This is a genomic window from Microbacterium sp. 71-23, from assembly GCF_001897265.1.
Classification (GTDB): Bacteria; Actinomycetota; Actinomycetes; order Actinomycetales; family Microbacteriaceae; genus Microbacterium; species Microbacterium ginsengisoli.
The window spans coordinates 203,513-222,735 of sequence record NZ_MKSL01000012.1; the positions used below are offsets into that span (position 1 = coordinate 203,513).

Sequence of the window (19,223 nt, forward strand, 5' to 3'; positions counted from 1 at the left end):
GTCACGATGGCGGGACGCCTCGGCTCACGCCGCCTAGAGAAGGAGACGCCGGTGTCCGCTTCTGTCACCCCCGTTGACGACAACGTGCTCATCACCCGTATCGAGGCCGCCCCCGGCGAGGGGCGCGAGATCGTGGATGCCGCGACGCGCCGCCCGATCGCCCGCACCCCCGAGCTGACCGTCGCAGACCTGAACGCTGCGATCGCGGCCGCCCGCGCCGCACAGTCCGCCTGGGAGGCGCGCGGCCACGAGGAGCGCGCCCAGCTGCTGCATCGCGCCGCCGATGCCGTCGATGCTCATGCCGAGGCGCTCGCCCGGCTGCTGTCGCGCGAGCAGGGAAAGCCGCTCAACGGGCCCAACGCGCGGTTCGAGGTCGGCGCCGCCGCCGCGTGGCTGCGTGCGGCCGCCGACACCCCGCTCGAGGCGCAGGTGATCGTCGACGACGGCCGGACCCACGCCGAGCTGCACTACCGGGCCCTCGGCGTCGTCGCCGCGATCGGCCCGTGGAACTGGCCGATCATGATCACTGTCTGGCAGATCGCCGGGTCGCTGCGCATGGGCAACACCGTGGTGGTGAAGCCCAGCGAGTACACGCCGCTGAGCGTGCTCGCCCTGCTCTCGGTGCTCAACGACGTGCTGCCGGCCGACGTCCTGATCGGGGTGCCCGGTGACCGCGAAGTCGGTGCGGCGCTCGCCGCGCATCCCGACATCGACAAGGTGATGTTCACGGGCTCGACCGCCACCGGCCGACGCATCGTCGAGGCATCCGCGCACAACCTCGCCCGTCTCACGCTCGAGCTCGGCGGCAATGATGCGGGCATCGTGCTGCCGGGGGCGGATGCCGCGGCCATCGCGCCGGACATCTTCTGGGGTGCGTTCATCAACACCGGCCAGACGTGCGCCGCGCTCAAGCGCCTGTACGTGCACGACTCGGTCTACGACGAGGTCGTCGCCGAGCTTGCGAAGGTCGCCGAGGCGACGCCCATGGGGCACGGGCTCGAGGAGGCGAACGTGCTCGGTCCGCTCCAGAACGCGGCGCAGTTCGCGATCGTCGCGCGTCTGGTCGACGACGCCGTCGCACACGGGGGACGTCTCGTCACCGGCGGCACGCCGGCCGTGCACTTGGGTGAGCTGTTCTACCCGATCACTCTCATCGCAGACGTCACCGACGGTGTCGCGATCGTCGACGAGGAGCAGTTCGGTCCGGTGCTGCCGATCATCCGCTACTACGACGTCGACGATGCGATCTCCCGCGCGAACGGACTCGACGTGGGCCTCGGCGCCTCGGTGTGGGGCGACCGCGACGAGGCGCGCGCGGTCGCCGCGCACGTGGAGGCAGGCACCGTGTGGATCAACTCGCACGGAGGCGTCGATCCCCGCATCCCCTTCGGCGGCGTGAAGTCGTCGGGCTACGGGCTCGAGTTCGGCGCGGAGGGTCTGAAGGCCGTCGCGCGCCCGCAGGTGATCAACGGCTGATGGCGACGGTGATCGAGACCTCGCCGCCGCCGTCGGCCGGCGGCGATCCGATGGGCGGGCTCGTTTCCGCCGCGCTCGAGGCGTGGGGTATCGAGGCGTCCGCGCCGGTCACGTTCATCAAGCACCGCGAGAACGTCGTCTACCGGGTCGATTCCGCGCGCCTCGGCGCCCTCGCCCTGCGTTTCCACCGCGTCGGCTATCACAGCGACGCAGAGCTCGCCTCCGAGCTCGGCTGGGTGCGCACGCTCGAGCGGGCCGGCGTGCGCGTCCCCGAGGTGGTGCCCGACCGCGACGGGCGTCTCTGGGCGCCGATACGCGTCGGATCCCACCAGCGAAACACCTCCGTGCAGCGATGGATCGACGGCGCCGGCCCGCTCGGCGATGTCGGCGACCTTTTCGCGGGGGAGCCGCTGCATCCCGACCTGCGGTTCGAGACGCTCGGCGACCTCGCCGCCCGCTGCCACACGGTCGCGGAGCGCGGCACGCCCGCCGGCTTCGACCGTCGCGCGTGGGACGCCGACGCACTCACCGGGCCCGAACCCCTCTGGGGGGACCCGAGCGGACTGAGAACACTGGATGCCGCCGACCGCCGCGTGCTCGATCAGGCTCGCGTGCACCTGCGACGCGACCTGGCCGCACTCCCCGTCGACCGCGACCACGCCGGCATCGTGCACGCCGACATGACGCCGGAGAACGTGCTCATCTCGCCGTCGGGCGAGTTGACCCTCATCGACTTCGACGACTTCGGCGAGAGCTGGTACCTGTTCGATCTCGCCACCGCGATGTTCTTCGCGACGCCGCGATCGGACTATCCGGCGCTGCGTGATGCGCTCTTCCACGGCTACCGCGCCCGGCGATCGCTCACCGCACCTGAACTCGCCTCCTGGGACGCATTGCTGCTCGCCCGCGGCATGACCTACCTCGGCTGGAGCGCCGCGCGACCCGGCAACGAGGCGGAGGCCTTCATCTCCGGGCACGTCGCGCCCTGGGTCGTGCGCGCCGCGCACGCCTACGTCACCGCATCCCCCCTGCCCTGGACCCCCCTCACCCCGACGGAGAACCCCCGATGACCTCGCTGCGTGACCGCCGCAACGCCACGCTCGGCCGCCACTCGCCCCTCTTCTACGACGAGCCGATCGAGCTGATCTCGGGATCGGGCGTGTGGGTGACGGCCGCGGACGGCACTCGCTATCTCGACACCTACAACAACGTCCCCCACGTCGGCCACGCGCACCCTCGTGTCGTCGCCGCGATCCACGCGCAGGCGTCGACTCTCAACATCCACACCCGGTACCTCCACGCCCGCGTCGTCGACTATGCCGAACGTCTGCTCGCCACCTACCCCGAGGGTCTCGACCGAGTGTTCTTCACGAACAGCGGCTCGGAGTCGAACGACCTCGCTTTCCGTATCGCCCGGCAGCACACGGGGGCCCGCGGGATCCTCGTCTCGGACTTCAGCTACCACGGCCACACGACCCTTCTCGCGGGCATCACCACCGGACTCGTCGCCCGAGAAGGGCTCGCCCCCGACGTGCGCGGCTTCGCCGTGCCCGACCTCGACGCCCCGAGCGCTGCCGGGCGGGCCGAGGCGGATGTGCTCGCCGACGCCCTCGCCGACCTCGACCGTGCGATCGACGAGCTGACGGCCGCAGGCCACGGGGTGGCGGCCGTCATCCTCGAGTCGGTCTTCTCGACCGAGGGGCTCGCGCGCGTGCCGGCCGGCTTCGCGACCGCGCTCGTCGGCCGCGTCCGACGGGCAGGCGGGCTCGTGATCGCCGACGAGGTGCAAGCCGGCTTCGGACGCACCGGCAGCGCATTCTGGGGGTTCCAGAACCTCGGCATCGATCCCGACCTCGTCACCATGGGAAAGCCCATGGGCAATGGGCACCCGCTCGGCGGTGTCGTCACCTCGGCGGCGCTGCAGGAGGAGTTCGGCTCCCGCAACATGTACTTCAACACGTTCGGCGGAAACCCGGTCTCGGCCGCCGCCGGCGCCGCCGTGCTCGACGTGATCGCCGACGAAGGCCTGCGCGAGCGCAGCGATCGGCTCGGTGGCGCGATCCGCGACATCCTCACCCCCCTCCTGGCCGCGCACCCGCGGCTCGGACCCGTCAAAGGCCGCGGGCTCTTCTTCGGGTTCGACGTCTTCGATCGGGATGCCGCCGACCGAGCCGCGCTCGCAGACCCGACGACCACCCGCCGCATCGTCGAGGGCGTGAAGGCCCGCGGCGTGCTGCTCAGCCGTATCGGCCGTGCCGACTCGGTGCTGAAGATCCGCCCGCCTCTCGCCTTCGACGACACCCACGTCGAGCCGCTCGTCACCGCGCTGTCGGGTGCCCTCGACGAGGTGCTCGCCTACTGACCGGGACTCTGCGGCGATCGTCAACCGCGGTGCCGAAATCGTCAACCGCTCGCTTCCGGGCCGCCGGAGGATGAGCGCACCCCATGCTCCACCTCTGGGACCACACGTCCACACCCCCGCCGCGAGCCGCGGCATCCCCTCGACGGAGTGATCGTCTCGGCGATACCGTCCCCCACTAAGGAGTCACATGTCCGCCACCCCACCCCCTGGGCGCACCGCCGCGCACCGCCGACTCGGCGTGCCCGCCGTCGCCTTCATGATCGTGGCCGCCTCGGCGCCGCTCACCGTGATCGCCGGCGGATCCACGAGCGCCTTCTCGGTCACCCACGTCGTCGGCATCCCGTTCGGCTACATCGTGCTCGCCGTGTTCCTCGCCGTGTTCGCGGTCGGCTACGCGGCCATGAGCCGCTACGTCACCGACGCCGGGGCGTTCTACTCGTACATCGCCCAGGGCCTCGGTCGCCCGGCCGGCGTCGGGTCCTCGATCCTGGCGCTCATCTCGTACAACGCCATGCAGATCGGCGTCTACGGCATGTTCGGATTCCAGGTCTCCACCCTCATCGAGGCCAAGACGGGCTGGGCAAGCCCGTGGTGGGTGTGGGTGCTTGTCTGCATCGCGATCGTCGCGCTGATGGGAGTGAACCGGGTCGACCTGTCGGCGAAGATCCTCGGAGTGCTCGTGGCCCTCGAGTTCGTCGTCGTGATCGTCTTCGACGTCGCGGCGTTCTTCAACCCGGCGGAGGGAACCGTCACCGCGAGCCCGATCACCCCCTCGACGCTGTTCGTCCCGGGCGTCGGCGCCGTGCTCGCGTTCGGCATCGCCGCCTTCATGGGCTTCGAGTCGGCCGCGATCTACGGCGAGGAGTCGAAGGACCCCAAGCGCACGATCCCGCGCGCCACCTTCCTCGCTGTCGCCGTGATCGGCATCTTCTATGCCCTCTCGTCGTGGGCGCTGGCGCTCGCGGTCGGCCCGGGCAAGATCCTCGATCCGAACGGGATCACCGCCGACGAGGCCGGCCCGCCCCTCTTCTTCAACTTCGTCGCCGCGCACCTGGGTACCCTGTGGGTCGATCTGATGTCGGTGCTGTTCATCACGAGCCTGTTCGCATCACTCGTGAGCTTCCACAATGCCGTCGCCCGCTACGCCTTCTCGCTGGGCCGCGAGGGAGTTCTGCCATCTGCGGTCGGCCGGGTGCGCCGCCACAGCGGCGCTCCCTGGGTCGGCTCCGTCACCCAGACCGTCGTTGCGGTGCTCGTCATCCTCGGCTTCGTCTTCGGGGAGAGCGGCTGGGACCCGAATAACGGCCCGTACCCGGTGATCACGCTGTTCACGTGGCTCACGAACCTCGGTGCCTTCGGCCTCGTGCTCCTGATGGCTCTGGTCTCCCTCGCCGTCATCGGCTTCTTCCGCCGCGACCGTCGTGACGCGGGACTGTGGAGCCGCGTGGTCGCACCTGTTCTCTCGTTCGTGGCGCTCGGCTACGTCTGGGTGCTCATCCTCATGAACTGGGACGTGCTGCTCGGCCAGACCGAGTCGACCCCGACGACGTTCCTCCTGCCGGCGGTGCTGCTCGTGCCTGCCGTGCTCGCGGTGTTCTGGGCGCTGTGGTTGCGTCGCGCACGTCCCGACGTCTACCGGCGCATCGGGCACGGTGCCGACGCGCCGGCGGCCGTGCACCTCGGTGAGGAGACGGTCGGGGTCTGATCTGCCGGGCTGGATCGGACCTGAGAGGGCGGGTGACGGACGCGTCATCCGCCCCTCTCGTCGTGCGCTCAGGCCGCGAGGGCGCCGTGGCGGTAGTCGCTCGGGGCCGTGCCGAAGGCCGCCTTGAACGTGCGGCTGAAGTGTGCGGCATCCGCAAAGCCCCATCGGGCTCCGATCGCGGCGACGGCGATGTCGCTCGACAGCGGGTCGCGCAGGTCGCGGCGGCAGCGTTCGAGCCGTCGGGCGCGGATGACCGCCGAGACCGTGCTGCCCGAATCCTGGAACAGGCCGTGCAGGTGGCGGGTCGAGATGTAGTGCGCGGCGGCGATCCGAGCGGGCCCGAGGTCGCCGGCCTGCAAGTGTTCGTCGATGTAGTCGTTGATACGCCCGAACAGGACCCGGTGCGGATCGATGCCGCGGTCGAGGCCGAGTGCGCGGGTGCAGGCGGTCGAGAGGAGATCGAGGGCGCTGTGGGCGAGCCGGGCGCCGCATGAGCCGGCGTACTCGTCGAGGTGGGTGCCGAGCTGTGTGAGGAAAGGTGCGACGAAGGGGCCGATCCCCTGGTCGCCGCCGATGCGCAGGGCGCGCAGCTCAGTCAGGGCGTATCCCGGCAGTGCGAGGGCATCGTGACCGAACATCGTGACGATCGTGCGGAACTCTCCGTCGAACGCGAGCGTGTACGGGCGACTGGTGTCGTAGATCGCGAAGTCGCCGGGGCGCAGCAGCTCCTCGCGCCCTTCCTGGATGAGCAGGCCCGTGCCCTCGACCATCAGGCTCACCTTGAAGGCGGCGAGGGGAGAGCGGGCGATGAGCTCGGGGGTGCGCTCCACGACGTGCGCGCCGGCGCGGATGTCGGTCACATGCACCGCATCGGCCGACGCCGAGCGGATGGTGCCGTGGAACGCGCGGTCGTCGCGGCTCGTGACCCGCAGCGGCACGAACGAGTCGCTGACGGCGACACGGAACGTGTTCAGGTCAGGGGCGTCGATCACCTCGACGGTCGGGCGGGGGGCGTCGTTCGCCACGGGAGACCTCCTTGTATCCCTCGGCCAGGGTCTCTGCGTCATTTTTATCCGACGCTTGTAGAACCATGATTTCCTCGATGTTACAACGTGATGTCCGGAATCGGGAGGGGTGCCGGGCATGCGGAGTCCTGGAAACGACGGATGCCGCGCCCGGCCGCGCGACGGATGGCGAGAGCTCAGTGCGCGGTCGTCGCCGAGCGCGGGGCGGCGAGGCCCAGCAGCGCGTCGGCCATCGCGAGAAGTCGCTCGGCCGCGCCGGTCTCGGGAACGAGGATCGCGACCGACTGGAGCCCGGTGATCGCGCTGATGAGCACGTCGGCGAGGGCGTCCGGATCGGCATCGTCGGCGAGCTCGCCGTCAGCCTGGGCCTCGATCAGCATGCCGCGGAAGAGTCCGCGCCACTCGCGCATCATGTCTTGGAACTCCACCGACAGCCCGTCATCCACGGCCGCGTATTCGAGGAAGGGGATGACGATGCGCGCCTCGAGTCGACGCTCGTCGTCGAGCGGCAGCGTCTCGAGCAGGAACAGACGCAGCCGCGCGAGTCCGCGCGACGGCGCGGCGGCCGCGGCCGCCTCGAACCGCCGATTGGTGGCGGCGAACACATGCCGGAACGCACCGACGAGGATCGCCTTCTTGTCGGGGAAGTAGTGGGTCACGCTGCCGTTTGCGAGGCCCATCTCGCGGGCGAGTTCACGCATCGTTGTCGCCTCGATGCCGCGCTCCGCGATGAGCCGCCAGGTCGCCTGGATGATCTCCGCTCGGCGCGCGTCGTGGTCGACCCGTTTCGGCACCGGATCCCCCCGTCGTGGCGTGTGCGTCCTCTCACCCTAGGCCGCGCCACGGGTCAGTGTGCGCAGGTGCATGCCCCGCCGGTGCAGCACGCGCCACCGCCGTGGGAGCGCGGTGCCTCAGGGACATCCAGTGCCGGATTCACATCGGAGAACCCGTACGGCTTGAACCAGAACCCCGCGTAGTCGACCGGCATGATCGGCCAGTCCTCGGGGCGGGGCACGTGGGTGAGGCCGAACGTGTGCCAGAGCACCAGCTCGGCGTCGTCGATCGAGCGGTCGTCGGCCGTGTAGGCGGGGAGCCCTGCGCCGCCCGCGTGGGCGTTCGGGTACCGGCCTGCGGGCCAACGTTCGTCGCGGTCGTAGGCCGTGCCCCAGAGGTGCTTCGTGGCGAACGCGGCGCGGGCCGCGACCGACGAGGCGGGGTCCGCGAGCAGCAAGGCCGTCGGCTCGGGCAGCAGATGGTAGGCGGTGGGCCGGCCGACATAGTTTGTCCGGCTGGTGCTGCGCACCTCCCACACGCGCGCGACGGATGTGTCGGCCTCGCGCTGCGCGCTCTGCTCGGTGAGCAGGGGTGTCTCGGTCCAGGTGAACGCATTGCCGAACGGGTTGTCGGGGCCCATGGGCACGCGGGCCGCGTCGATCTCGACGAGCCGGTTCCGTGCACCGTCGATCGCCGGCTCGAGGCGCGCGCAGAACAGGTGCTGGTGCACCGGGGCGAACACGCCCGGCGCGATCTCGGGCGCGTGCGGGTTCGCGGTGCCGGGGATTCCTGCGCCGACGAAGACGATGCCGGTGGCCTTCGCCTCGACCTGGATCGAGCCGTCGAGGTAGAAGTACCAGAAGAAGCCGTAGTCGTAGTTGCCGATGGTCGCGAAGTACGAGACGACGAGGCGCCGCGAACGGCGCACCTGCGAGCCGATGGGTCCCGGTTCGGTGTGCTTCCAGAGGATGCCGTAGTCCTCCTCGTGCATGCAGATCGCCTGTGGGATGCGCACCGGGTGGCCGTGATCGTCTGCCACGACGCCGTCGAAGTAGTGGATCACGCCCAGGCAGTCGCAGCCGAGCTCGAGCGCGTTCGCGTTCTTGCCGAGAAGGTACTCGCCGGCGTCGAAGTAGCTGATCCAGAACTTCGTGTTGACGGTGTCGCCGTACGGGACGACCATCTCGGGCACGCTCGCGCGGCGCAGCACCGAGCGTCCGTCGAACGAGATGTCGTGCAGGACCAGGCCCTCGCGGGCGTTGAAGTCGACGCGCAGCCGCCACTTCTCCCAGTCGACCGCCGATCCGTCGACGGTGAAGCTCGGGCCTTCGGGCTGGGTGATCTCGATCGGCTTGAGAGAGGTGCGCGCAGGTCCGACGACATCGGGCGTGTACCGACCGTCACCTGCGGGCACGGGGATGTCGCCCACATCCTCGATGTCGATGACTGCCCCGGTCACGAGGTCGACGTGCACGATCAGACCCTCGACGGGGTGGGCCCACGCGTTGTCGTCCGGAGAGTGGCGCAGGAACGTGAGCGAGCGGATGACGCGGCGCCCGACCTCGTTCTCGCGCCCGACGAAACCCGGCGCGAGCGGCGAGCAGAACGCGAGGTCGATGTGCTCGGCGAGACCGCGCCGGGTCATGGCGGCCCGCCACTCGGCGGACGCCTTCACGATCTGCTCGGCGCGCTCGTAGTCCTCGAACAGGTATTGGGGCTGACCGTAGGGGTGCGACGCCGTGTCGATCGGGGTGACGGCGTCGACGGTGCCGCGGGTGATCGACACGATCGCCTCGGTGACGGCGCCGGTCGCCGTATCGAGCAGGGTCACATCGACGCGCCGGTCGAGGGTGCCGTCGGAGACGAATCGGCTCAGGTCGTCGGCGCTGGGCTCGTCGGGCAGCAGCATCGGCACGCGCACGCTGCTCCCGAGCAGACCCGCCTCCACGAGAACCGCGCGGGCGGCGGCGATCTCATCGGCCGAGAGCGGGTCGCGCGGGTGGGTTGCGGTGTGGGGCTGGTGCGCACGAGGAGCGTGCTCGTGCGGGGCGTGGGTGTGCGGGGCGGATGCGTGCGACATGCGGACTCCTCGGTCGATCATGTCCAGTGTCGATCGGGCGGTGCGTCGCCGCTTGCCCGGGAGCGCACGACACGTGACGCCGGGCGTCGCGTCAGTCGGCGATGTGCACGCCGTGCGCCGCGGCGAAGGCGGCGGCGTGCTGCTCGACCTGACGGGTCGAGAGGGTCGACCCGCGCAGGGCCCGCGGGTCGGTGAACGCGAGCGCATCGAGTCCGCGCAGGTCGAGGTCGGTGCCCGTCAGGCCGCGGGTGTCGACCTCGTCGACGCGGCAGGAGTCGAAGGTCACGCGGGTGAGGGTCGCGTCGGGGAGGTCGAGCGTGCCGATCTCGCAGTCGACGAATCGCACGTCGGCGAGTTCGGCGGACGGCAGCGAGAGGTAGCCCACGCGGATGCCGCGCAGCGTCACGCCGTCCCAGGCGGCGCGCAGGCCGTCGAGGGTGCCGATGCGTCCGCCCGTGAGGGCGACGTTGCGCCACCGGGCGTCGCGCAGCCGCAGCTCGACGGCGCGCAGGTCGTCGACGACGACATCGGTGAACGTCGTGCCGGTCGCGTCGAAGAGCGCCACGGATGCCGCCTCCACCCGCGACTCGACGAGTCGGGCGTGCGCGGCGAGCACATCGTCGGCGAGCCCGGTGATCCGGGCCGCGAGGAGGTCATCGCGTGGGGAGAGTCCGCCGGCCTCGTCGAGGTCGTCGGGAACGTCCGGCGCGCTGTCGCGTGGGGGAGCGGGGGTGTCGCGCCGGGCCATGGGGGTCAGCCTAGACGCGCCCCCTGCGGGCATCGCACCCGCTTGCCGCAACCCCCCGACGTTCACCGCGCCGGGGCGGCGCTCGCCGCGAGGAGGGCGAGCTTGTCGGCATCCGCCGTGCCGGGCTCGGCGTGGTAGATCACCAGCATCATGCCGTCCGTGCCGGGGATCGCAAGCTTCTCGCGGTCGACCGTGAGCGCGCCCACGCTCGGGTGCGCGAACGTCACCGTCGCACCTTGGCGCATCCGCACGTCGTGGCGCGCCCAGAGCCGCCCGAAGACAGGACTCGCAAGCGACAGCTCCCCGACGAGTGCGATCACGCGCGGGTCGTCGGTGTCGGCGCCGATCGACTGCCGGAACCCCGCAACGAGGCCCGCCGCGGCCTCGTCCCAGTGCGGGAACAGGTCGCGCTCGGCGTCGTCGAGGAAGAAGTCCCGCAGCCGGTTGCCGCCCACCGTGAGACGTGGCGAGAGTGCGGCGGCGAGCGGATTCGCGGCCAGCACGTCGAGGCAGCGCCCCTCGACGAACGCCGGGAACGGCACCTGGCCGACGAAGCGCAGCGTGTGGGCCGGCACCACCTCCGCGCGTCGACGGGTGCGCACGGCGCGGGGCCGCGGCATCCCGATCTCGTTCAGGTGGCGGGCAGCGTCGGCATCCAGCCGCAGCACGCGTGCGAGCGCGTCGAGCACCTGCGGCGACGGATGCCGGTCGCGGCCCTGCTCGAGCCGCAGGTAGTAGTCGGCGCTGATGCCCGCGAGCATCGCGACCTCCTCGCGCCGCAGCCCTGCGACTCGCCGCACCCCGACCACCGGGATGCCCGCCTCATCGGGGGTGATGAGCTCGCGCCGGGCGCGCAGGAATGCGCCGAGTCGGTTCTCGTCATCGCCCATGCTGCGAGAGTACGACGGATGCCGCGGCCGATCCTGGTCCCGTCATCCCCAGGATCGTCCGGGCACTGGTGATGGCCGCCGTGCGCGCGCACGATGTAGCCATGACCGCCCCCTCTCCTCTCGTCGTCGTCACCGGCGGTGCCGGGTTCATCGCGTCGCAGTGCATCGTGCAGCTTCTCGCCGCCGGCTACCGCGTGCGCACCACCTCCCGCTCCCTCGACCGCGATTCCGCCCTGCGTGCGCAGCTCGCGCGGCTGGGCGCGGCATCCACCGACGGCCTGGAGGTGGTCGCCGCCGACCTCACCGCCGACGACGGCTGGGACGCCGCGCTCGCCGGGGCGACCTTCGTGCTGCACGTCGCGTCGCCCGTCCCTCACGGTGCGCCGCTCGATGACGACGCCATGATCGCCGCCGCCGTCGACGGCACCACCCGCGTGCTGCGCGCGGCGCCCCGTGCCGGGGTCTCCCGTGTGGTGCTGACCTCGGCCTTCCACGCGATCGGCTTCGGCCGCGGGCGTACCGACCACCTGTTCACCGAGGCGGACTGGTCGCCGCTCGACGGCCCCGGCATGGACGCCTACGGGCGCAGCAAGGTGTTCGCCGAACGCGCCGCGTGGGAGATCGTCGGCGAGACCGGCCTCGAGCTCGCCGTCATCAACCCTGTCGCGGTGCTCGGGCCCGTGGCATCCGATTCGCTCTCGGGCGGAAACGCGATGGTGCGGCGGCTGCTCTCCGGAGGGATGCCGTCGGCCATCAACCTGTGGCTGCCGATCGTCGACGTGCGCGACGTCGCCGACGCGCACCTGCGGGCCATGACGACCGCGGATGCCGCGGGCCACCGCTTCCTCCTCGCGAGCGGCGAGGGCCTCACGTTGCCGCAGGTCGCGCGCGTGCTGCGCGAGGAGCTCGGAACGGATGCCGCACGCGTGCCGACGCGCACGACGCCGAACTGGCTCGTGCGGCTCGCCGCGCGACGCAAGCCGGAGCTGCGCGGCGTCGCCGCCGACCTCGGTCACGTCAAGCGCATCGACGCATCCGCCGCCGGCCGAGTGCTCGGCTGGAGCGCACGCCCGGCGCGGGAGACCGTCGTCGACGCGGCCCGCAGCATGATCGCGGCGGGACTCGTCGCGCCTCAGTGAGCGGGGATGAGCCCCAGGTGCCCGAAGAAGCCGGCGAGGCCGTGGCGCAGTCCCCAGCGCACGGTGTTCCAATCGTGGCCGGTGCCGGGTGAGATGAGCACGTCGGTCGCGATCGCCGCGGCGCGCGCCCCGTCGGCCAGTTTTCGCGCCGCCGTCACGAAGATCGGGTCCTGTTCGCCGGCAACGAACGTGACGCGCGAATCTCGGAACGGGCCGTGCGCATGCATGAGCGCGAGCGGATGATGTCGGGCGTATTCGGCCGCCGAGCCTCGGAACGCCACCTTGACCGTATCGACCCCGATCGTCGGCACGAGCTCGCTCGAGATCGCGAGCGCCGAGGCGAAGACGTCCGGATGCGTGACGGCGAACTGGATGGAACAGGTGGCGCCTTCGGAGAATCCGAGCACTCCCCATGCGAGCGGGCTGCTGCTGACGCGGAAATGCGACTTCGCCCAGGTCACCACGTCGGTCGCGACGTACGTGTCGACGTTGCCGAGCGTCGAATCCACGCACATCGGATTCGACGACGCGGCGCCCAGCTGGTCGGGAGAGATGACGATCGGCGCGAATCCGTGGTGAGCGGCGGCGAAGGTGTCGAGCACAGTGGCGAGGCCGCCGAAGGTGAAGAGATCCGACGGGCTCCCGGGCTGGCCGGAGAAGGCGAGCACCACCGGAAGAACCGGCGGGTGCGCCGTCAGGGCCGCGGGTGGCAGATAGATCGTCGCGGGCCGCGCGGCGAAGTGGGAGACCGTCGCCGGGATCGTGGCCGACACGACCGCGCCGGCCGCGGGCACCGGGGCCCCTCCCGCGGCGGTCGACACATAGTCGGTGCCCACGGCCTCGACCGAACCATGCTCTCCGGAGGCGACATCCGCCAGTGCGGGTGGTGCCGGACGCCCCCACAGATCGGCGACGGTGGGGTAGACGCCGAAGACTGCGTTCACGCCGAGGGCTGCGGCCGTGATCGCGGAGACCGCCGCCGCGGCGCCTGCGAGTCTGTGCCACCATCGTGCGCCCGCGATCGCGGCCACGCCGACAGCGAGACCCGCGACCGCGACGACGACCCAGGATCTCCCGGCGAAGGGGACGGCGACACCGACCCCCGGCCCAAGGTCGAGGAGGGCTGTCAGGGCGAGCGCGGCGGCGAGGACTGAGCCGGCGATGGTACCCGCGGCGACCAGTGCGGCGCGACGCGAGCGGCGGCGAGCGAGAGCCACCACACCGAGCAGGACGGAAAGCATCAGGACCGTCCCCGAGACCGCCGAGTCCACCAACGACATGCTCGCCAACCACGACGGGAGCGTGAGATGCGCGGGCACGACGCGAGCGTACGTCGGCGCGGCTATCAGCCCGACGTGATCCCGCTGGGAACTCACCCGACACACTGACCCGCAGACCACCGCGGCGCCCGACCCTCGTGAGAGGACCGGGCGCCGCAGCATCCGCTCTGCGCGTCAGGAGCGCGAGGTGCCGCCCGACCGCAGACGCGAGACGGCGTCGACGGTGGCGGCCAGGATCAGCACGCCACCCGTGACGAGCAGGTTGATGCCCGCCGGCAGGCCCAGCAGGCCGAGGCCGTTGGTGATCATCGCGATCACCAGGGCGCCCAGCGCGGCGTGGATCAGGCGACCGCGTCCGCCGAAGAGGCTGACGCCGCCGACGACCGCTGCGGCCACACCGCTCAGCACGATGTCGCGGCCCGCGGTCGCGTCGACCGAGCCGATGCGCGCGACGTCGAACAGCTGCGACAGCACGGCGAGACCCGAGCAGACCACGAACGCCGACCACTTCACCCAGCGCACCTTGATGCCCGAGCGGCGGGCGGCCTCGGCGTTGCCGCCGATCGCGTAGATGTAGCGGCCGAACTTCGTGCGGTCGAGCACGAACGTGCCGATCCACAGGATCGCGAGCACGACCGGAACGATCACGGGCACGCCCGTCACCGCACGCACCGACTGCGAGCGGTCGAGGCTGAGGAAGTACACCGCGACGCCGCCGAGCACGAGGATGACGGCGAGCTTGATCCACACGAGCGAGATCGCGCGGTTCGGAACGCCGGCGCGGGTGCGACGTGCACGATCCCAGAACGCCGTGACCGCCGTGATGACCAGCACCACGACCAGCAGCGCCCAGCCGGCCCAGATCGGCATGTTGCTGTTCTGGATGTCGCTGAGGAACTGCACGTTCATCTGGTACAGGCCGCCCGACCCGATGATGATGAGGGCGAGACCCTGGTAGCCGAGGAACAGACCCAGGGTCACGACGAACGACGGGATGCCCACCCTCGCAACGAAGAATCCGATCAGGGCACCGGTCGCGATGCCCGCGGCGAAGCCGATGAGCAGCGCCGGGATCCACGGCACGCCCACCCGGTCGTTCAGCACGACGAACAGGGCCATCGAGACGCCACCGGTCACACCGGCCGACAGGTCGATCTCACCCAGCAGCAGCACGAACACGAGGGCCATGCCGAGCATGACGAGGCTCGCCGCTTGGTTGAGGAGGTTGGCGAGGTTGCCGGTCGTGAAGAAGTAGGGGCTCAGGAACGAGAACAGGATGGCGAGCACGATGAGCCCGCCGAGCGCCGGGAGTGCGCCCATCTCGCCACCGCGCACCCGCTGCCACCAGGCAGCGACCTGGTCGCCGAGGCCGCCTTCGACCCCGCTGCCGATGAGGTCGCCGGCGACCGGGTCGGGTGCGGCGTTCGTCCGCGTCGTGCTGCTCATGCGTTGCCGCCTTCCACAGAGATGGTCGAGGTGCCCACGAGCGGAACGTCGCTCTTGGAACCGGTGATGTAGGCGACGACTTCGTCGCGGGTGGTCTGCGACGTCTCGAGCTGCGCGACGAGCTGGCCGAGGTAGAGCACGGCGATGTCGTCGGCGACCTCGAACACGTCGGCGAGGTTGTGGGAGATGAGCACGACGGCGACGCCCTGCTCGGAGAGGCGCTTGACGAGGTTCAGCACCTGCTCGGTCTGCGCGACACCGAGCGCCGCGGTCGGCTCGTCGAGGATGACCACGCGGGCCTTCTTGAGGACGGCGCGGGCGATCGCGACCGTCTGGCGCTGACCGCCCGAGAGGCTCGACACCTTCTGGCGCACCGACTTGACCGTACGCACGGACAGGGAGCGCAGCGTGTCTGAGGCCTCCTTCTCCATGCGACCCTCGTCGAACGTGCCGGCGCTGGTCTCCTCGCGGCCGAGGAACATGTTCTGCACGATGTCGAGGTTGTCGGCGAGCGCGAGGTCCTGGTAGACGACCTCGATGCCGAGGGCGGCGGCCTCGCGCGGGCTGTGCAGGTCGCGGTGCTGGCCGTCGATGCGCACGTCGCCGTCGTCGTAGGGCTGCACGCCCGCGAGGCCCTTGATGAGCGTGGACTTGCCGGCGCCGTTGTCGCCGACGAGGGCGGTCACCTTGCCCGGGTGCACCTTGAGGTTGACACCCTTGAGGACGTTGACGGGGCCGAACGACTTCTTCACGCCCACGAGTTCGATGATCGGATCTGGCATGGTGCCTTCTTTCGAGAGTGTCGGACAGCGCGCGGAAGGCGCCGCGTCAGGTGACGCGACGCCTCCCGCAGGCGTGATTACTTGACGCCGTACTTCGTGCAGGCGGCCTGGAGCTCGGCCGTGTTGCAGATGTCCGACGCGGAGGCGTCACCGGCGCTCACGACGGTCTCGACCGTGGTGGCGTCGACCGACTTCGGCGTGACCGAGATGTAGGGCGTGCCATCGGCGAGCTTCTGGTCGGCGGTGACGGTCTGGCCGTTCAGGAGGGCGACGGCGACCTTGACGGCGGCGTCGGCCTCATCCTTGACGGGCTTGTAGACCGTGCCCGACTGCCATCCGAGGAGGATGTTCTGCAGACCCACGACGCTCGCGTCCTGGCCCGACACCGGGATCTGACCGGCCTGGAACGAGTTCTTGAGCACCGAGATCACACCGGCGGCGTTGGTGTCGTTGGCGACCCACACCGCGTCGACCTTGCCACCGAGCGAGGTCAGCGCCTGCTGGAAGTTGGTGGCCGACTTGGACTGGTCCCAGACACCGGCGGGCTCAGCGGCGGGCTTGATGCCGGCAGCCGACATGGCGTCGTTCGCACCCGTGCGGAACATGGCCGCGTTGTTGTCGGTCGGGTCGCCGCCCATGTAGACGACCGTCGAGGAGGCCGGGTCCTTGCCCAGCTTCTTGAGGCCGTCGACGATCATCTGACCCTCGAGCTTGCCGACCTGCACGTTGTCGAAGGACACGTAGTAGTCGGAGCCGGTGAACGAGCGGTCGTAGGCGATGACCGGGATGCCCTGGGCCTTGGCCTTCTTGGCGACGCCCACGGCTGCGCCCTGGTAGTCGGTGAGGATCATCACGCCGCAGCCCTGGGTGAGCTGCTGGTCGGCGATGGTGGCGTACTTGCTGGTGTCACCCTGGGCGTTCTGCACGTCGGCGGTGAAGCCGGCCGCCTGCAGACCGTCGGTGAGGTACTTGCGGTCGAAGTTCTCCCAGCGCGGCGACGACGCCGAGTCGGGGAGGATCACACAAGCGCGCTTGCCGCTTGCCGCAGCCGAGCCGCTGCTCGAGCTGCTGCTCGTGCCGGAACAGCCGGCGAGGAGCATCGCTCCAGCGCCCACGACTGCCGCCGCGAGCAGGATCGAAGACTTCTTCATCATGTGCCTTTCGTCGTTGAAACAGCAGAACCAGCGTTCGGGTGCTGATCGCTTCTCGATCTTTATGACTTCAAGCCTTGAAGTCAATCCGTGAAGATAACGCTTCGGCAACGGCGGGGGAAATGCGGTCAACCGGTGGCTTCAGGGCGATTCCGCCCCGATTCTGCGCGTTGTGCGAACCGATTCGATGATTCCGCTGACGATCCGACGGTCGAATGTTTCCGGCATGCAACGCCGAGTTCGAGGCGTGAACGGATGGTGCCTGACGATGTCAGGCGCGACCGGCGGCCGCGCGCGAACGGCGGGCCGCGGCATCCACGATCACCGCGAGCACGAGCACGGCACCCGTGATCATGTACCGCACCGAGGAATCGAGGTTGAGCAGGGTGAGCCCCGACGAGAGCGACTGCACCACCACGATGCCCAGCAGCGCCGAGAACGCCGACCCTCGGCCGCCGAACAGGCTCGTCCCGCCGATGACCGCCGCGGCGATGGCGTTGAGGTTCGTGTCACCGCCACCCGAGCTCTGATTGGCCGCCGCGAGACGGGATGCCGCGAGGATGCCGCCGATCGCCGCGAGCGTCGAGCACACCACGAACGCCGACATGTACATGCGGCTGACGTGGATTCCGGCACGGCGTGCGGCCTCCGCGGACCCGCCGATCGCGTACACCGCACGCCCCCAGCGAGTGCGCGTGAGCGCGACGTTCATGAGAACCACCGCGACCACGAACAGCAGGAACATGACCCCGATGCCGCGCGAGAGGTTGAGGTACCACGAGGCGACGAGCAGGACCACCAGCAGTGCGCCCGAGCGCACGACGATGCGGGTGACGCTGTCCGAGCCGAGATCAGCGGCCTCGCGGCGACGCGCGCGTCGCACGAGGGAGAGCGCGTAGGCGCCCGCGGCCAGAACGGAGATCACGTACCCCGCCCACCACGGGAGGAACATCTGCTGCGCGAACGTGACGAGCGCCGAATCGAACGGCAGGTTGATCGATCCGGTGTCGCCGAGCACGCGCAGCTGCAGGCCGAGGAAGGCCAGGAGCCCGGCGAGCGTGATGATGAAGCTCGGTACGCCGAACCGGGTGAGCAGCACGCCGTACACGAGCCCTACGACCACGCCCGACAGGGCGGCGATGAGCAGCGCGAGCGGCCACGGCCAGTCCCACTGCACGAGAGCGACCGCGAGCAGCGCCGACGACAGCCCCGAGACCGAGCCGACCGACAGGTCGATCTGCCCGATCAGCAGCACGACGACCACACCGAGGGTGATCATGCCGATCGAGGCGCACTGCATCGTGAGGTTCACGAGGTTGGTGCTCGAGAGGAACACCGGGTTCAACGACTGGAACACCGTCCAGATGATCACCAGCCCGATGATCACCGGCGCCGCGCCCAGATCGCCCCCGCGCACCCGCGCGATCGCCACCGCGACGAGCCTCCGGGCGCCGCGCTCCTCGTCGGGATCGAGCAGCTCGCCGGTGCCCGGGCGCGTCACGAACGGCCGCCCGGCAACGGATGGCTCTTCGTGCGCAGGGAGATGACGTTCGTGTCGACGGGGACGGTTCGCGGTTCGCGGGAGCGCTGCGGCACCCCCGACGTCGACGCACCCGTGATCGCGGCGATCAGGGTCTCGCTCGTGAGGTCGGCTGCGTCGTATTCGCCGTTGTTGCGTCCGAGCCTCAGCACCACGACCCGGTCGGCGACGGCGAGCACCTCCGTCATGTTGTGGCTGATGAGCACGACACCGTGTCCGCGCTCGCGCAGCCGCTCGATGAGGTTCAGCACCTCGGCGGACTGAGCGACGCCGAGCGCGGCGGTCGGCTCGTCGAGGATGATCACGCGCGGCTCCCCGATGAGCGACCGGGCGATCGCGACGGTCTGGCGCTGCCCGCCCGAGAGGGCGGCGACCGGTGTCCGCACCGACGGGATCTTCGCCGAGAGCTCCCGCAGGAGCAGCATCGTGCGCTCCTCCATCTCGATCTCGTCGAGCAGACGGTCGTGCACGAGCTCGCGGCCGAGCCAGATGTTGGCGACGATGTCGAGGTTCTCGCACAGGGCGAGATCCTGGAAGACGGTGGCGATGCCGAGCTGCTGGGCGTGCGAGGGGCTCGACACCTCGATCGGCGTGCCGTCGAGCTCGACGGTTCCGGCGTCGGCGCGGTACACCCCCGCGAGGATCTTCACGAGGGTCGACTTGCCGGCCCCGTTGTCCCCGACGAGAGCGACGACCTCGCCCTCGCTCACACTGAAGTCGACTCCGCTCAGCGCCTTGATCGCGCCGAAGTGCTTGCCGATCCCGCGCATGGTGAGCACGCCCTTGTGGGGGCGTGCCGTCTTCGTCTGATTCACCATCGCTGCC

General features: G+C 70.4%; 16 protein-coding genes. 5 read left to right on the top strand and 11 right to left on the bottom strand.

What is annotated here, in order from left to right:
* The first annotated feature begins 51 nt into the window (after positions 1-51).
* The 4 genes from BGO15_RS05280 to BGO15_RS05295 all read left to right on the top strand — a co-directional run bounded on the left by BGO15_RS05280 (position 52) and on the right by BGO15_RS05295 (position 5,543).
* A complete protein-coding gene (locus tag BGO15_RS05280) occupies positions 52-1,476 on the top strand; it encodes an aldehyde dehydrogenase family protein (RefSeq protein WP_056519360.1) in 1,425 nt (474 codons plus the stop codon).
* Positions 1,476-2,546 carry a phosphotransferase enzyme family protein gene (locus BGO15_RS05285; protein ID WP_056207669.1) on the top strand — a complete coding sequence of 357 codons (1,071 nt, stop codon included), beginning with the start codon at positions 1,476-1,478 and terminating at the stop codon, positions 2,544-2,546. Before BGO15_RS05280 ends, BGO15_RS05285 begins: the two co-directional genes overlap by 1 nt.
* Positions 2,543-3,838, top strand: a complete 1,296-nt coding sequence (locus BGO15_RS05290; RefSeq protein WP_056519362.1) for an aspartate aminotransferase family protein — start codon at positions 2,543-2,545, stop codon at positions 3,836-3,838. The genes BGO15_RS05285 and BGO15_RS05290 overlap by 4 nt, the downstream gene beginning before the upstream one ends.
* 187 nt (positions 3,839-4,025) lie before the next feature.
* The gene (locus BGO15_RS05295; protein ID WP_056519365.1) at positions 4,026-5,543 is read left to right on the top strand and encodes an APC family permease; all 1,518 of its coding nucleotides are present in this window, start codon (positions 4,026-4,028) and stop codon (positions 5,541-5,543) included.
* Positions 5,544-5,611: 68 nt separating this feature from the next.
* Here the strand turns inward: BGO15_RS05295 and BGO15_RS05300 are convergent, their stop codons facing one another.
* The 5 genes from BGO15_RS05300 to BGO15_RS05320 form a co-directional block, all read right to left on the bottom strand.
* A complete protein-coding gene (locus BGO15_RS05300) occupies positions 5,612-6,568 on the bottom strand; it encodes an AraC-like ligand-binding domain-containing protein (protein WP_235557437.1) in 957 nt (318 codons plus the stop codon).
* A gap of 176 nt (positions 6,569-6,744) precedes the next feature.
* The gene (locus BGO15_RS05305; protein WP_056207664.1) at positions 6,745-7,362 is read right to left on the bottom strand and encodes a TetR/AcrR family transcriptional regulator; all 618 of its coding nucleotides are present in this window, start codon (positions 7,360-7,362) and stop codon (positions 6,745-6,747) included.
* A 53-nt stretch (positions 7,363-7,415) separates the two neighbouring features.
* The gene (locus BGO15_RS05310; protein WP_056207661.1) at positions 7,416-9,422 is read right to left on the bottom strand and encodes a primary-amine oxidase; all 2,007 of its coding nucleotides are present in this window, start codon (positions 9,420-9,422) and stop codon (positions 7,416-7,418) included.
* A gap of 91 nt (positions 9,423-9,513) precedes the next feature.
* Positions 9,514-10,170 (bottom strand): pentapeptide repeat-containing protein, encoded by a 657-nt coding sequence (locus tag BGO15_RS05315; RefSeq protein ID WP_056519368.1) that lies wholly within the window; start codon positions 10,168-10,170, stop codon positions 9,514-9,516.
* A 62-nt stretch (positions 10,171-10,232) separates the two neighbouring features.
* On the bottom strand, positions 10,233-11,060 hold the full coding sequence (locus BGO15_RS05320) for a helix-turn-helix transcriptional regulator (protein WP_045247780.1): 828 nt from the start codon (positions 11,058-11,060) through the stop codon (positions 10,233-10,235).
* A gap of 101 nt (positions 11,061-11,161) precedes the next feature.
* On the opposite strand from BGO15_RS05320, the gene BGO15_RS05325 reads away from it, so the two are divergent.
* Positions 11,162-12,199 (top strand): NAD-dependent epimerase/dehydratase family protein, encoded by a 1,038-nt coding sequence (locus tag BGO15_RS05325; protein WP_082483111.1) that lies wholly within the window; start codon positions 11,162-11,164, stop codon positions 12,197-12,199.
* Here the strand turns inward: BGO15_RS05325 and BGO15_RS05330 are convergent.
* The 6 genes from BGO15_RS05330 to BGO15_RS05355 form a co-directional block, all read right to left on the bottom strand.
* On the bottom strand, positions 12,193-13,518 hold the full coding sequence (locus BGO15_RS05330; RefSeq protein WP_056207652.1) for an alpha/beta hydrolase: 1,326 nt from the start codon (positions 13,516-13,518) through the stop codon (positions 12,193-12,195). The two genes, BGO15_RS05325 and BGO15_RS05330, sit on opposite strands and share 7 nt — an antisense overlap.
* Before the next feature lie 135 nt (positions 13,519-13,653).
* The gene (locus tag BGO15_RS05335; protein WP_045247781.1) at positions 13,654-14,925 is read right to left on the bottom strand and encodes a sugar ABC transporter permease; all 1,272 of its coding nucleotides are present in this window, start codon (positions 14,923-14,925) and stop codon (positions 13,654-13,656) included.
* On the bottom strand, positions 14,922-15,707 hold the full coding sequence (locus BGO15_RS05340; protein WP_045247782.1) for an ATP-binding cassette domain-containing protein: 786 nt from the start codon (positions 15,705-15,707) through the stop codon (positions 14,922-14,924). Before BGO15_RS05340 ends, BGO15_RS05335 begins: the two co-directional genes overlap by 4 nt.
* Before the next feature lie 77 nt (positions 15,708-15,784).
* On the bottom strand, positions 15,785-16,861 hold the full coding sequence (locus tag BGO15_RS05345; RefSeq protein ID WP_235557438.1) for a sugar ABC transporter substrate-binding protein: 1,077 nt from the start codon (positions 16,859-16,861) through the stop codon (positions 15,785-15,787).
* Between the two features lie 268 nt (positions 16,862-17,129).
* Entirely contained in the window at positions 17,130-18,359 is a 1,230-nt protein-coding gene (locus BGO15_RS05350; protein WP_082483096.1) for a sugar ABC transporter permease, read from the bottom strand.
* Positions 18,356-19,216: an ATP-binding cassette domain-containing protein gene (locus tag BGO15_RS05355; RefSeq protein WP_082483095.1), complete on the bottom strand. Its 861-nt coding sequence runs from the start codon at positions 19,214-19,216 to the stop codon at positions 18,356-18,358. Before BGO15_RS05355 ends, BGO15_RS05350 begins: the two co-directional genes overlap by 4 nt.
* Positions 19,217-19,223 lie beyond the last annotated feature (7 nt).